Below are 15,705 nucleotides of genomic sequence, written 5' to 3'. Positions count from 1 at the left end.
TAAAACCAGAAAATTAACTTAAAATAGAAATCGGTCAATCATATCTTTTAAACCACCAATATCAATTGGTTTGGATACAAAATCATCGCAGCCAGCAGCCATTATTTCCTCATAAGCTTCACCGTAATGATATGCCGTTTGAGCAATTATTGGCATATCCTTATTTATTTTTTTGATATTTCTGGTTGCGTCATAACCATTCATAACAGGCATTTGCATGTCCATTAGTACCAAATCTATCTCTGGAACCGACTTAATAAAATCAAGTGCTTCCTGCCCATCTTTGGCACGAATAATCCTGGCTTTGGTATCCATGAGTATTTCCTCCAAAAATATGAAATTAAAATCCTCATCTTCCGCAACCAGCAGTACTTTGCCTTCCCAATTATAGTTTGTGGAAAAATTCATAACTGACTACTGTATTCGTCTAACTGTTCTCTATCTCTAAGTTAATTCAATTATCAGTAACACAAAAATGAAATTCCAAAGATCTGACCGTTTTGTTCAAAAGATGAGTGACCACGTAGCTTTAACCAGTAACTATGTAATTTACAATACTATGTTACAATTAAAAAAAGGGAAACTTCAGTTGAAGTTTCCCCGGTTTAGTAGTTGTTATAATAGATTGGTTATCCGCATTTTGAAGTACCGCACGATTGACAAATCAGACATCCTTCCTGATAGATGATGTGCTCTGACCCACAACTGGCGCATATTCCTCCTTTAACTTTTGTTCCATTTGGAATGTATTTTTTAAGAGCACGCTCAACACCGTTTTTCCATGTGTTGATGTTCTCACTATCCAATTGCAAACCTGCAACTAAATTTACTACACCTTCAATTGGCATTCCATGGCGAAGTACGCCTGATATTAATTTGGCATAGTTCCAAAACTCCTTATCAAATTTGTAAGATAATCCTTCGAATGTTGTTTTAAAACCACGTTTATTGCAAAATTGAAAGTCATAACGAGAACTTCCGTCCTCTTCTTTTCTTTTGATAATTACTCCCTTGCTTACTGATTTAGGCAATAAAATACCTTCCTCATCGTCAACAATACCAGTAAATACTTCATATGGTTGTCCGTTGTACAGTCCAATAAAAGCAATCCACTTTTCCTTGTTATTTTGGAAACGAACAACTTCAGCTTCCAATACTTCAGGACGTTTTTCCGGCATTCCTGTGTCTTCCTCTTTTTTGGCATCATTGGAAAGCAGAACACCCGAACGGGAACCATCACGGTAAACCGTACAACCTTTACATCCACTTTTCCAAGCTTCGATATACAATTCTCCTACTAGAGATTCAGGCACATCATTTGGAAGATTAACGGTTACACTAATCGAATGATCAACCCACTTTTGAACTTTCCCCTGCATGCGGACTTTCTGCAGCCAGTCCACATCATTAGAAGTTGCTTTGTAGTAAGGAGACTGTTTCACCAAATCTTCAATCTCTTCATTCGTAAAATGCTGCGCGGCATTGATCCCATTGGCTTCCATCCAGCTTACAAATTTGTGATGAAACACCACAAATTCTTCCCAGCTATCGCCAATCTCATCAACAAAATCGACACGAACATTTTTATCATTAGGGTTTACTTTTCTTCTTCGTTTGTAAACAGGCATAAACACAGGCTCGATACCTGAAGTGGTCTGAGTCATTAAACTGGTTGTTCCTGTTGGTGCAATCGTTAAACAGGCAATGTTACGCCGGCCGTATTTAGCCATTTCTTTATAAAGGCTTTCATCTGCTTCCTTTAAGCGCAAAATAAATGGGTTTTTGCTTTCACGCTCTTTGTCGTAGATTTTGAATGCTCCCCGGTCTTTAGCCATATGTACTGAAGAACGATAAGCTTCTACAGCAATTGTTTTGTGAACTTCAACAGAAAAATCAATTGCTTCATCTGTTCCGTAACGCAGATTTAAACCGGCAAGCATATCTCCTTCAGCAGTAATTCCCACTCCGGTTCTTCTTCCTTCTTCTGCTTTCTCGCGTATATTTTTCCAAAGATTACGCTCTACTCTCTTAATCTCACTGCCTTCAGGATCCTCTTCGATCTTCTCAATAATTGCATCAATTTTCTCCAACTCCAAATCAATGATGTCATCCATCATTCTTTGAGCCATAGCCACATGCTTACGGAACAATCCGAAATTAAATTCAGCCTTCTCTGTAAATGGATTTTCAACGTAACTGTACAAATTGATAGCCAGCAAACGACAGCTATCATACGGACACAATGGAATTTCGCCGCAAGGATTCGTAGAAACCGTTTTGTATCCTAAATCTGCATAACAGTCAGGAACCGATTCTCTTTCGATAGTATCCCAGAATAAAATTCCCGGTTCTGCTGATTTCCAGGCGTTGTGAACAATTTTGTTCCAAAGCTTACCAGCATCAATACTTTTGCTGTAGGTAGGATTCTTTGAATTAATTGGGTATTGCTGTGTGAATTCGGTTCCATCAACAACGGCCTGCATAAACTCATCGTGCATTTTTACAGAAACATTGGCTCCGGTAACTTTACCCTGCTCCATTTTCGCATCAATAAAATCTTCCGAATCGGGATGACGAACAGAAACACTCAACATTAACGCTCCGCGTCGACCATCTTGAGCAACCTCACGGGTTGAATTGGAATAACGCTCCATAAAAGGAACAATTCCTGTCGAAGTCAAAGCAGAATTCTTAACAGGTGAACCTTTAGGACGAATATGAGAAAGATCGTGTCCTACACCACCTCTTCGTTTCATCAGCTGCACTTGCTCCTGATCAATCTTCATAATTCCTCCATAAGAATCAGAATCTCCATCATTTCCAATTACAAAGCAGTTCGACAAGGATGCAATCTGGTATCGGTTTCCAATTCCCGACATAGGACTTCCCTGAGGTACGATGTATTTAAAATCTTTTAGCACCGCGAAAATTTCTTCTTCGCTTAGTGGGTTTGGGTAGTTTTTCTCAACTCTTGCAATTTCTGATGCAATTCGTCGATGCATATCATCCGGCGTCTTTTCATAAATATTTCCATAAGAGTCCTTCAACGCGTACTTGTTCAACCAAACACGTGCTGCCAGTTCATCTCCATTGAAATATTGAAATGTTGCCTGAAACGCTTCTTCGGGATTGAAAGTTTCGTTCATTTCCGTTGCTTGTTGCTTCTTCTCTTGTACTTCCATTAAGAATCGTAAAAAAGTGGGGTTAATTATATAAGTTTCTTTGTTTATTATCAATAATTTGCCCCTTTTCAACAGGGCAAATTTTGTAGTATGCAAGGTACACAACTTGATAACACCGAGCAATATTATTACACAACTTTAAAATAAAGTTATCCACAAAAACATGTTAATAGATTCACCTACAGACATGTAACTTTAATAAAAAAGTGAAAAGTTTTCAAAAAAGAAAATATCTGATGAAATTTACTTAAAAAAGCAATTGGTATTCACAAGCATTTTCGTCACCAAAAAAGCACTTTTAATAAAAACAAGTTTACAAAACGCGGCACCCTCAACAAACATTGAGTTTTTAAAAATCAAACTAATAATTTGGTTCAGTTAGGATTAAATTACGGAAAGAATTTGAGCACTTGCTCCTCTTTTTGAGTCGACGTATTTTTTTGATTTTTCACCCGAAATTCGTCGCTCCTTTTCATTTTCAAAATAGTTATCTAAAAGAATCTGCAACTCTTCATATTTTTCATAAGAATATGAAGCCCCCAATTCAATCAGATCTTTTGCCTCTTGAAATTTGTGGTAATTGGGACCAAAAATAATGGGCAAACCAAAGGTAGCGGCCTCTAAAGTATTGTGAATTCCACGACCAAAACCACCTCCGATATATGAAACATCACCATATCGGTACAAAGAAGAAAGAACTCCAATACAATCAATCACCAAAACTTCGGCCGTTTCAATTTCCTCTTTTGAGGCATTCGTGTATCGAACCCAAGGTTTCTGAATCTGGTCAACAATATTCTCTATATGGCTCTCGTCAACCTCATGAGCGGCAATAATGTATTTGTAGTTATTTTTAGAGGTATTGATATAATTAATCAGGAATTCTTCATCTTTTGGCCAGGTGCTGCCTGCAATTAAAACCAATCTCCCTTGACTAAAACCCTCTACTTTGGGTAATGTCTTCGATCCGGTAGCAATTGAATACACTCTATCGAATCGTGTATCTCCTGCTATCGACACATTCGTAAAACCAATACCTTTCAATAAATCTTCCGACTCCTGATTCTGCACAAAAAAATGAGTGAAAGCGGATAGCATTCTTCGGTAAAATCCGCCCCAAGGCTTAAAAAACAGTTGCTTGGGTCTGAAAATAGTTGAGAATATATAGGTTGGGATATTTCTTTTTTTCAATTCCTTCAGGTAATGATTCCAAAACTCATACTTAATAAAGAATGCCATTTTGGGATTTACCAAATCGACAAACTTTCGAGCATAGGAAGGAAAATCGGCTGGTAAGTAGAAAATAAAATCCGCGCCAGCGTAATCTTTACGAACCTCATAACCCGATGGAGAGAAGAAGGTGAGTACTATTTTATATTCGGGATGCTCCTCTTTGAACTTTTCGATGACCGGCCGGCCTTGCTCAAATTCGCCCAATGATGCAGAATGAAACCAGACTAAATTCTCTTCTCCATTAACCGCCTCTGCAATTTTAGGCAGCAGATTCTTTCTGCCATCCACCCATTGCTTTGCTTTTGGATTAAAAAAAGCTGCAACTCGCACTGCCAAAACATAGAATTGTATCGAAAGGTTGTAAAAGAGAACCATAATTGAAATTTGTTACTGTTAACCGGAATAGCTTCCTTATATTTATTCTCTGCAAAACTAATAATTTTAGGTGTAGGATTTCGTTTTAACACCAAGCGATTTCATTTTTACAGATCGGAACCCATTACTAAAATAGATATATACTCATTTGAGATTCCAAGTCCTCTTTATATTGCTGATTTTATCTGGTTTTAAAATGCTTGGTCAAACTCAAAGCAATTTAAGAAGCAAGGTCGTACATCTTACTCAGGATACGATTCAATTGGATTCTATGATGATATTACCGGGAACCGTAAAAGTGTATCAGCAAAATGAACTGGTAAGTAAAGATTGGTATCAGATAATTGTTGGCAAAGGAAGTTTTATTCCTTCGCAGGAACTGAAACAAAAAAGCGAATCGGTTAAAATTGAATACCGCGTATTCGATTACAACATAACAAAGCCAAGATACAACCGGGATTTATCGCAATTAAATCTTTCTGGTGATAGGCGACCCAATACTTTCGCAATAAATTCTTCCTACAAAAGAGGGGAATCTTTCTCGGGCGGACAATTGGAGAAACAGGGCAATTATACCCGCGGTATCTCTTACGGCAACAATCAGGATGTGGTAGTGAACTCGAACCTGAACCTGCAGCTATCAGGCAAACTAACCAATGATGTAAGCATTTTAGCTGCAATATCCGACAACAACATCCCCATACAACCCGACGGAAACACGCAAACCATTAATGATTTTGATCGCATCTACATTCAATTATACGATGACACCAAAGAACTCACTTTGGGCGATTATGAGGTGCAGTCTCCAACGGGAAAATTCATGCGCTTCTACAAAAAAGTGCAGGGAGGAAAATTCTCCGGTCTGCTGGCAAAAGGAAAAAAGAGCAAAATCGAATTTCGATCGACCATCAGTGCCTCCATTGCCAAGGGCAAATTCAACAGAATGGAAGTACAAGGTTCGGAAGGAATTCAAGGACCTTACCGAATGATTGGCGCCAACAACGAAAGCTATATTATTGTTTTGGCGGGCACCGAAAAAGTTTTTGTGGATGGAAAGCTTCTGAACAGAGGAGAACAAAACGATTACGTGATAAATTACAATACTGCGGAACTTTCATTTACCACAAAACAACCGATCACCCGAAACTCCCGAATCATTATTGAATTTGAATATTCGGAAGAAAACTATTCGAGGTACTTGCTTTTTAACGGCAATGAGCTAAAAACCGGAATAGGAAAATTCTGGTTCAATTTCTATCACGAACAGGACAGCAAAAGTCAGTCTATCGATCAGTCGCTAAGCGATGAAAACAAACTGATGCTTAGTACTATTGGAGACAATCTGGAATTAGCGAAGGTTCCCAATGTTGAAGAAGTTGACTATTCGAACGACTTTGTTTTGTACAAAAAAATCAAGCGAAGCATTGAGAACATTGAATACGACGTTTACCAATACTCCACCAATGCCGACAGTGCCATTTACCGGGCCAACTTTTCTTTTACGGGAGCAAATAACGGAAACTACCAGCAAGTAAATGGTGCTGCCAATGGTCGGGTTTACCAATGGATTGATCCGGTAAACGGAGTTCCGCAAGGAGAATTTGAGCCGGTAGTACAATTGGTCGCTCCACAAAAACAACAAATGTATTCCTTTGGCGGCGATGTGAACCTGACCGAAAACCTGAATTCGAAATTCGAATTGGCGCTGAGCAATCGTGATCTGAATACCTTTTCTTCACTTGACGATGGCGACAATCAAGGCATTTCTGTAGATTTTTCGCTGGAGAAAAATTCCAACTTTACGGATACTCTTACACTTCTGAAAACGAAACTGAGTTTTCATCATATCCATAAAAACTTTTCGGAAATAGAGCCATTCCGATCGGCAGAATTTAAACGGGACTGGAATTTACAGGATGACTTTACGGATTCGAATGAGAATTTTTATTCGCTAAGCAACGTTTTTTCGAATCAAAACTGGGGACAGGCCGGATACGAATTCTCTGTTTTGAAAAAGGACAGCGATTATCAGGGAAACAAACATTCTTTGGGTTTGCAGTTTTCAAAAAAGAATCTGGCAATAGATTTTACAGGAAATGCTTTGGCCACCGATCAGGAAAGCCTTGAAACAAAATTTTACCGGCACCAGCTGAATACATCTTATGCACTTGGTTTTGCGAAAATTGGTGTGCAAACCGAAAGCGAAAACAATCAGTGGGAGGACAAAAATAGTCGTGATCTGTTGGCAAACAGCTCTTCTTTTCATTCCTATAAAGTATATATTACCAACCGTGATTCATCCGAGAATCAATTTCAGACCTACTACCAGAAAAGAAAAGATTTTCTGCCCAAGGCAAATGACCTGAAGGCACAAAGCGAATCGCAGGATTTTGGGGCACAAGTCTGGCTGAAGAAGAACCGGAAAAATCAGCTGAAAATAGAAACGATTTACCGAAAACTATCGATTCTGGACAACAGCTACACCGACGAGAAGCCCGAAAACACTTTTTTAGGAAAACTGGAACATCAGGCACGAATTAAAAAAGGATTGCTGCAAACTTCGACCTACTACGAACTGGGATCGGGTTTGGAAAGCGAAAAAGAATTTTCGTTTGTGGAGGTAAACGAAGGACAGGGAATTTACCGTTGGACAGATTACAACGCCAATGAAGTAAAAGAAATTAACGAATTTGAGGTTGCCAGTTTTAAAGATGAGGCCAATTACATTCGTGTGGGCACCAATACCAACAATTATCAAAAGGTGTTTACCAGCGAATTCCGGCAGACATTCAATTTGCGATTGAGTCAAATTAAATCGAAACAAAAGTTCGTCTCTTTTTTGAAACGATTCAACAACCGCTTTGCCTACCGCATTTCGAAAAAGAGTTTGAAAAATGATTTTACTCTGTACGCGAATCCTTTCTTGGCTCATGCCTCCAATGAAAACCTCATCACCATTAATTCGAGTTTTCAGAATACCTTCTCGTACCGCAAACCAAAATCGAAAACCAATTGGGACCTTATTCATTTAAGTAGCAACGGGAAGCAACTGCTTACTCAAGGTTTTGAACGCAGAAAATTTATGCAGAATGGCTTTCGCTTTCAGTGGAAAATTGGAGATTCGAACCAGTTGAGCAACCGAACCGATTTTGGCGAAAAGAACCTTAACAATGAATCGTTCGCCAATAAAAATTACTCTTTGCAGGAAATTAAGAACGAATTAAAGCTTCAGTTTCAGCCAACACTGGCCTTTCAGTTCGGATTGAACTACACCTACAACAGCAAAGAAAACAATTTGGCAACGGAGAAATCGAGCGCACACAACATAGGAGCCGACTGCCAGTATTCCCTAGCCAAAACCGGCAAATTGATGGCAACTGTTAATTTTTTGATGGTTGATTTTAATGCCGATTCGAACAGCTCGATAGCCTACGAAATGCTGGAAGGTTTTTTACCCGGCAACAACACAACCTGGAGTCTGGGATACAACCAACAACTAAGCAAACTATTTCAATTGAGCGTTTCGTACAACGGCCGCAACAGCGAAGGCGGCAAAACCATTCACGTGGGCAGCATGGAGGTGAGGGCTTATTTTTAGAGGATATTTCTTTACCTATCAATCAGGATTGAAAGTAGTGGTTAAATTATACTCAAAAGTATAGATTCAGTGTAAAAGTAAAAATACAGAATCCTGTATTTTCATTTACTGTGTTTTTTGAAAATATAAAATTGTATATTTGCATATATACGAAAAAATAAGAATATGGATTTAAGTAATTTCGTTTCTGGTAAACACATAAAACAAATAGAATACAAATCATTTTCTCCAGAAAAAATTAACCATGAATGGATAATATCTACTCCTGAAGTAAATAAACTTTTGGCAGAAGCAAATAGGCTAATTGGTGAATTAAATGCCTTTTCCCAAATTATTCCTGATGTAGACTTCTTTATTAGTATGCATATACTAAAAGAAGCAACAACCTCAAGTCGGATTGAAGGAACAAAAACGAACATGGAGGAAGCTTTAATTAAAGAGGAAGACATTAATCCAGAAAAAAGAGACGATTGGTCTGAAGTTCAGAATTATATAAAAGCAATAAATACATCTATTAAAGAATTAGAAAAACTTCCTATTTCTAACCGATTAATAAAAAACACCCATAAAATAATATTATCCGGTGTTCGCGGAAAACACAAAATACCCGGTGAGTTCAGAACCAGTCAAAACTGGATTGGTGCAACACTTAAAGATGCCATATTCATTCCTCCTCATCATTCTGAGATAATTGAATTAATGAGTGATTTTGAAAAATTTCTGAATGATGAAGAAAATCATATACCACATTTAATTAAAATCGCGATAGCACATTACCAATTTGAAACGATTCACCCTTTTTTAGATGGAAATGGCAGGTTAGGAAGACTTATTATTACTCTTTATTTAGTGAGTAGCAATGTATTAAAGAAACCATCTTTATACTTATCTGACTTTTTTGAAAAGAATAAAGGTTACTATTACGATAATCTAATGACAGTCCGAACGAACAGTAACTTAATACAATGGATAAAATTTTTCTTAGTTGGTGTCATCGAAACTTCAAATGGATCAATTCAAGTATTTAAAGATATTATTACACTTAAAAATAAAATTGAAACAGAAAAACTCCCAAAGCTTGGAAGTAAAATTGAAAAAGGACAACAACTAATGAAACAACTTTTTCAAATACCAATAATCGATTCAAAACAAGTTTCTGAACTATTACAGATCTCACCATCCACGGCCAATAGATTAATTAAAGATCTAATCGATTTGGAGATACTCTCAGAATTAACTGGATATAAACGAAATCGTAAATTTATATTTGCTGAATATTTTAATATATTTCAAAATAAATAAGGATAACATACAATCCCACAACAACAACAACAACAACAACAACAACTAAGCAAACTATTTCCATTGAGCGTTTCGTACAATGGACGCAACAGCGAGGGTGGCAAAACCATTCATGTGGGCAGTATGGAAGTGAGGGCTTATTTTTAGGGCTTGTGCCAAAATACCGAATTTATGTCTTGCTAATTGCCACAAGTTGCTCAGATTTTCAGAAGATAGAGCCTTGCTTGTAAGTACTCCTTTTATCCTTGTTCCTTGCTGCTTTGTACCTGATACTTGTTTCTTTATCCTTGTTCCTTCCCACTTTCTCCCTTGTTATGCCCGGTTTATCCGCTTTCAACATCAGTTTTGGGATTACCGGTGGCGCACAATTGCAAACTTGCGCCGGAAAGCCTTAGACTTGTGGCGGAACACTTCAGACTTATGCCGGAAAGCCTTAGACTTACGCCGGAACACTTCAAACTTAGGGCGGAATACTTCAGACTTACGGCGGAACACTTCAAACTTGTGGCGGAATGTCTTCTCCTGAAATAGCTTGACAGATTATTACTTAATTTATGATAGTAGTATTGTTCTTTGTCTTCACCAGCATAATTTTTTGAACTGCTACATTTGTAATAATGCGACTCAAAACTACTTTGTAAGTAAGAGAAGCGAATGGAATAAGAATTTGTGTCATTGAGATTATTATGTCTTGCTTATCATTACGAGCCCCTGCTAGCGCGAGCTTGCAGCTCGTGTTCTACGAAGTAGTTAAAACGCTACAATATTTCAACTGGAACCTGTCCTACTTCTCCAGCATAATTTATAACACTACTGTATTTCCAGTGATGTGCCTCTTTTACAAAACCTGCTTCCATAGGATTATTGTGAATGTAATCTAATTTTTGAGAGATTACTTTACTACTCCACAATTCGATGGGTTTGTAATTTTGTTGCCAGAATTGGCGGTTTTTTACATTGCTATTCATTTTTCCTGCACGCTCCATCATCCAAAGCATCCATTCTTTTCTACTTTCTTGTGGATTTTCTTCAATTAAGCTTTGAAGGTATTTTGATGAATAGGTTTTAAACTCTTTTATAATTTTACCCGGATCAGAATTTTGAGCATTAAATATCAAATGTATATGACTAGGCATAATGCAGTAAGCATAAATAACCATTCTTTTATTTTTGCAACAATACTCTAAACTCTTGGCAACAGCAGCAAAATATTGCTCCCGAACAAAAATATCAATCCAATATACTGTTGCAAAGCTAACAAAGTACAGGCCTTCTTTGTTATGAATTAAAAATCGACGAAGTCAAACTTATATTTTCAACTCAAATCCGTTTGCTTTTTATTCTCTCTAAAATAAACAATATATTGAAATTATGAAGAATAAAATCATATGTTGAGTATTATAATCAACCTACAGCTTGGTTCTTCTTCTGCTGTGCTGAATACGAGCTACAAGCTCGCACTAGCAGAGGGAGCTCTTTGCACGCTTGCAGCGCATGTTTTCCTGAATAGTAAGAGAATAATTTGAATTTTAAGCCTGTATCTCGATTACGAATATTTTTCCATTGGTATCACAAGACGAAGAATGGCGGAAAGTGAGGGAATGACAAGGGATAACAAATCCCCAAACACAAGCTACAAGCTCGCACTAGCGGGGGTAAATCTCCCACAACTTTTGATTTTATCCATAAAAATTTTAACTTTCGAATCAATATGATATATTATGAATGGAAGTGCTTGTTATTTTAATATATAATATGAGGAAATTATTAATACATCTCGCCATTCTTCTTTTGATTATTACATTTTCAAGTTGTGATAAAGAGAATCATTCTGAGGAGATGCAAATCAAGGAGAATGAAATATCAAGACTTGAAACAAAGTATGGGATTGAGTTCAAAAATGAAAAAGATATTGGAGGTTCCATTAAAAACATAATTCAGTTTCAATCATTAGAAGATTTTGAGGAATTTATGCAAAAACTTGAAGATGGAATTGAATTAAAATCTTTAAATAAAACAAAAATAGCTGAAGATGAATATGCAACAGGTTATAAATTCACATTTTCAGATCGTTTTAGAACTATAATTAGAAATACTTATTTGACAGTTTATTTGTATTTCGATGGTAGCGCTGGTGTTGATGGCAAGGTTAAGGTATTACTTGATTATTCATTTGGATTTATAGGCTTTGATACTCCTTGGGACAATTATTGTTCATTTTATACGCCAAATACTATGGTTTTTTTATGTAAAAATGAAATTATTTTTAAGGTGTTGGGAGTTGGATTTTCAAAATCACCAATCGTGATATCTGGTTATGCTTACTTAAAAACCCGTAACGTTAATGTCCAAATGTCAATAAATAACGAAAGATATCCAGTTATAAAAACTCCTAAAATATAAAGACATGTTTAGTGCATACACTCCCACAGGATATTCAATCTTATCTGTGCTAATTATTTTAATTCTGTCATTTGTTTTTTTTATTATTAAATTTATAATGAGAGCAAATAAAAGTGCAAGGATTATAATTGAAAATCAGAAGAAAAATGATAAAAAAATTACGAGATAAAACACTTACTATTTAGCTAAAAAGAGAGACACGAAGCTCTCTTTTTAATTATGGTGTTCTGGAATTGTAATTCCCCCTTGCTAGCGCGAGCTTGCAGCTCGTGTTCTACGAAGTAGTTAAAACGCTACAATATTTCAACTGGAACCTGTCCTACTTCTCCAGCATAATTTTTTGCACTACTGTATTTCCAGTGATGTGCCTCTTCTACAAAACCTGCTTCCACAGGATTATTGAAACTTATATTTTCGGCTCAAATCCTATAAAAATTTAATTGTCAGCCTAAGGTAAACAAAATTCAATTCACTTAATATTATTCCTGTTGCTGGAACATTTAAAGTATTACTGCTCCGCAGAATACGAGCTGCAAGCTCGCACTAGCGGGGGTTTCTTTGGATTATCTGGTAGGCAATTCGGAACAGGAAATAGACAAAGCAACCCTGAACCGCATTAATGAAATTAGTAAAATGAACCCAACCGATAAAAACCTCGTTTACCAGTTCATGGATGCTTTTATTATGAAAGTAAAATTACAAGGGGTTATGAAGTAGTTTAAGAACTTCATCTATTTCTGAACGATTGCATCTCTGCCAATCTATATATTCTTGAAAATCAAATTTACGCCCATTTTTTATTGCTTGAATAAATTTATCATAGAATAATTCATAGTATTGCTTTGCCTTCATCTTTTCTATTAACTGACTTTTGTACTCCTTCGATAAATTCACATTTCCGAAGAGGTAATATTCTAACATAAAGTCCAGTCTAATCCAATCACTTTTCGCCCTTCGAACCCAAGCTTCTAGACCTTCATGTCTTTGTTCTATATATTTGATTTCTAACTTATCAACATTGTATTTCCCAACTTCCTTCATGTTGTAAACTAATTTATTTTATATAAGTATATGTCCCTGGATTATAAGTATAACCTAAACCACCTTGCGAAACAGGTTTAGTCAACAATTCATGTTCTTTACCAAAAAAAGAAAGAGTACCATCTGGTTTGTAAATATTTGATGGTAATGTAGGGTCGGAGACAACTCTAATTATATCACTTCTTTCGGCAGCATCTCTTAACCAAGGTTCATTTATATTATCCCAAATTTGTTTGTCAGACCATCCATCAGGAATACTTTCACTTAAAGCATTTGCTCCTCCATGATTTTGACCTGATTTTGACAGTTTTGAATTTATTATTTCGCTTGTACCACCACCTGCGGGGTCTTCCCATTTCCCAAGTATTGTAGTTGTCTTGTCAACATCACAAACTACATCTCCCCCAAATCCCGAATAATTTACATTTAGTTTTCCATCAACGAATTTCCCAACTTGATTACCATTATTTAAAATTCGAACTTCAGAAGATGATTTAATCCCAGAAACTGTTAAAACATCTACATCGCCCAATAAATTATCATAGCTTTTGAAATTATCAATAAACTTCTGCGCGCTCTTATGTCCGGTAAATATTTCCTCAAGTGCGTCCTGCCCCGTTTTGCCTCCATAAGTAAATTTACCTTTCACCTTACTTAAAACTTCAAGGTTTCCGGGATTCTTTCTTAAAAGAGGGAAGTCTGATAAAACTTTCCAACTTTCGACAAACTCAGGCTTTTCAATAAGCGAATTTAATAATTTCTCATTGCTTTTAAGGTCGGTGGTTAATAATTCAACTGATTCAATACTGAAATTTGGACTATCATTAATACGTTTGGTTATTTCAGCAAATATATTTTCATTTTTCTTTATAATCTTTAGAGCATTATCGCTATTCTTAACAACAAATGAAGATACTTTCTTTCCTCCTTTTAAAAACCATTTACCACCTTTTGATACCCATCCAATAAAAGGAACCGCAGATGCCATACACATGGCCGCCTCTCCATTTTCGCCTTCAATTAGATACCATACTCCATTTAAACCATCAGCTAGTTCTCCTACAACAGGTACCATACCAATTACATCAAGCATCATATGCCCATCCTCAACAAAAAGCCCAACAAGTGTTCTAATTGTTAGAAGTTCTCTCAATTCACAAGACAGACAATCAGGATTTGGTGGAGTCCATAAATCCCATCGTTCTCCAACTTCGTTCCACATCATGTAAAAAGCTTCACCATTGAGGTCAGTATTGCTATAGTAATAGTTTCCAGTACTAAGTTTACATAACACTCCTCCTTTTTCATAAGCATTGTAGCGTGCAGAAACATTGTTGGAGAATATTTCATAATTAATAGATGGTAACTCCAACCAATGATCAGGTATACAATTATCATATAAGCGAATCGATTTCACAAGAAATTCTTTATCCGCAAACTGAACTTCCTCTCCTTTTATTATTTCCCCTTCACCTCTATAATTCTTATCAAACTCAATTGAATAGTTAAATTTACCAAATAGTATTTCTAAATGACAATCATTGTTTTCGATACCAGCAAGTATATTGTGCTCGTTACCTTGGGTAATTTTAATTTCTTTTATCTCTTTGTCATTCTTGTATCCATTGAAAGAAATTGAGCCATTGCTTGGATCTGTGAAGTTTGCCAGCCATTTTTTACCATTATTGTCCTTAAATCCTAGCAAAGTACCTCTTGGTATTCCTAATAAATCACGTGGCTCATTCCCATTAATAGTTCCTGTAAATGAAGGCTGATACGATTGTGGTAGTACGAATGGTTTTCCTGATGGTGTTATATATGTCAGATTTTTCTGCTCATCAACCATTTCATAATTAATTACAATATTCTGTTCTTCGTAATTGACAAAATAAAGGTCTTTCATCATCACCTGCTAGCGCGAGCTTGCAGCTCGTGTTCTACGAAGTAGTTAAAACACTACAATATTTCAACTGGAACCTGTCCTACTTCTCCAGCATAATTTTTTGCACTACTGTATTTCCAGTGATGTGCCTCTTCTACAAAACCTGCTTCCACAGGATTATTGTGAATGTAATCTAATTTTTGAGAGATTACTTTACTACTCCACAATTCGATGGGTTTGTTATTTTGTTGCCAGAATTGTCGGTTTTTTACATTGCTATTCATTTTTCCTGCTCGCTCCATCATCCAAAGCATCCATTCTTTTCTGCTTTCTTGTGGATTTTCTTCAATTAAGCTTTGAAGGTATTTTGATGAATAGGTTTTAAACTCTTTAAGAATTTTACCCGGATCAGAATTTTGATCATTAAATATCAAATGTATATGACTTGGCATAATGCAGTAAGCATATATAACCATTCCTTTGTTTGTGCAACAATACTCTAAGCTATTAGCAACAGCAGCAAAATATTGCTCCCGAACAAAAACATCTATCCAATATACTGTTGCAAAGCTTACAAAGTACAAACCTTCTTTATTGTAAAACTTATATTTTCGGCTCAAATCTTCTGCAAATTTAATTGTCAGCCTAAGATAAACAAAATTCAATTAACTTAATATTATTCCTAT

10 protein-coding genes are annotated in these 15,705 nt (G+C 36.3%); 3 read left to right on the top strand and 7 right to left on the bottom strand.

Annotation, left to right across the window (positions count from 1 at the left end):
• Positions 1-18: 18 nt before the first annotated feature.
• From ACHZAX_RS20710 to ACHZAX_RS20700, 3 genes are all read right to left on the bottom strand, one after another.
• A complete protein-coding gene (locus ACHZAX_RS20710) occupies positions 19-408 on the bottom strand; it encodes a response regulator (RefSeq protein WP_245870346.1) in 390 nt (129 codons plus the stop codon).
• 221 nt (positions 409-629) lie between these two features.
• A complete protein-coding gene (locus ACHZAX_RS20705) occupies positions 630-3,146 on the bottom strand; it encodes an adenosylcobalamin-dependent ribonucleoside-diphosphate reductase (protein WP_394698298.1) in 2,517 nt (838 codons plus the stop codon).
• Positions 3,147-3,566: 420 nt separating this feature from the next.
• Complete coding sequence (locus ACHZAX_RS20700; protein WP_320020434.1) at positions 3,567-4,745, bottom strand: 3-deoxy-D-manno-octulosonic acid transferase; 1,179 nt, start codon at positions 4,743-4,745, stop codon at positions 3,567-3,569.
• Positions 4,746-4,986: 241 nt separating this feature from the next.
• Between ACHZAX_RS20700 and ACHZAX_RS20695 the strand changes: the two genes are divergently transcribed.
• Entirely contained in the window at positions 4,987-8,391 is a 3,405-nt protein-coding gene (locus ACHZAX_RS20695; RefSeq protein ID WP_320020398.1) for a hypothetical protein, read from the top strand.
• 165 nt (positions 8,392-8,556) lie between these two features.
• Positions 8,557-9,693 (top strand): Fic family protein, encoded by a 1,137-nt coding sequence (locus tag ACHZAX_RS20690; protein ID WP_320020397.1) that lies wholly within the window; start codon positions 8,557-8,559, stop codon positions 9,691-9,693.
• Positions 9,694-10,451: 758 nt separating this feature from the next.
• On the opposite strand, the gene ACHZAX_RS20685 is transcribed toward ACHZAX_RS20690, so the two are convergent.
• Positions 10,452-10,979 (bottom strand): REP-associated tyrosine transposase, encoded by a 528-nt coding sequence (locus ACHZAX_RS20685; protein WP_394698310.1) that lies wholly within the window; start codon positions 10,977-10,979, stop codon positions 10,452-10,454.
• Positions 10,980-11,448: 469 nt separating this feature from the next.
• On the opposite strand from ACHZAX_RS20685, the gene ACHZAX_RS20680 reads away from it, so the two are divergent.
• Positions 11,449-12,096 (top strand): hypothetical protein, encoded by a 648-nt coding sequence (locus tag ACHZAX_RS20680; RefSeq protein WP_180327423.1) that lies wholly within the window; start codon positions 11,449-11,451, stop codon positions 12,094-12,096.
• 696 nt (positions 12,097-12,792) lie between these two features.
• On the opposite strand, the gene ACHZAX_RS20675 is transcribed toward ACHZAX_RS20680, so the two are convergent.
• Genes ACHZAX_RS20675 through ACHZAX_RS20665 form a run of 3 tightly spaced genes read right to left on the bottom strand, consistent with a single transcriptional unit; the run spans position 12,793 to position 15,684 of the window.
• On the bottom strand, positions 12,793-13,137 hold the full coding sequence (locus ACHZAX_RS20675; RefSeq protein ID WP_320020396.1) for a hypothetical protein: 345 nt from the start codon (positions 13,135-13,137) through the stop codon (positions 12,793-12,795).
• A gap of 13 nt (positions 13,138-13,150) precedes the next feature.
• On the bottom strand, positions 13,151-15,043 hold the full coding sequence (locus ACHZAX_RS20670) for a hypothetical protein (protein ID WP_320020395.1): 1,893 nt from the start codon (positions 15,041-15,043) through the stop codon (positions 13,151-13,153).
• 50 nt (positions 15,044-15,093) lie between these two features.
• Positions 15,094-15,684, bottom strand: a complete 591-nt coding sequence (locus ACHZAX_RS20665; protein ID WP_320020394.1) for an REP-associated tyrosine transposase — start codon at positions 15,682-15,684, stop codon at positions 15,094-15,096.
• Between the last annotated feature and the right edge of the window lie 21 nt (positions 15,685-15,705).

Source organism: Labilibaculum manganireducens, from assembly GCF_963665805.2.
Taxonomy (GTDB): domain Bacteria; phylum Bacteroidota; class Bacteroidia; order Bacteroidales; family Marinifilaceae; genus Labilibaculum; species Labilibaculum manganireducens.
The sequence above is the reverse complement of the archived record's forward strand: the minus strand, read 5'-3'. Positions and strand labels throughout refer to the sequence as shown.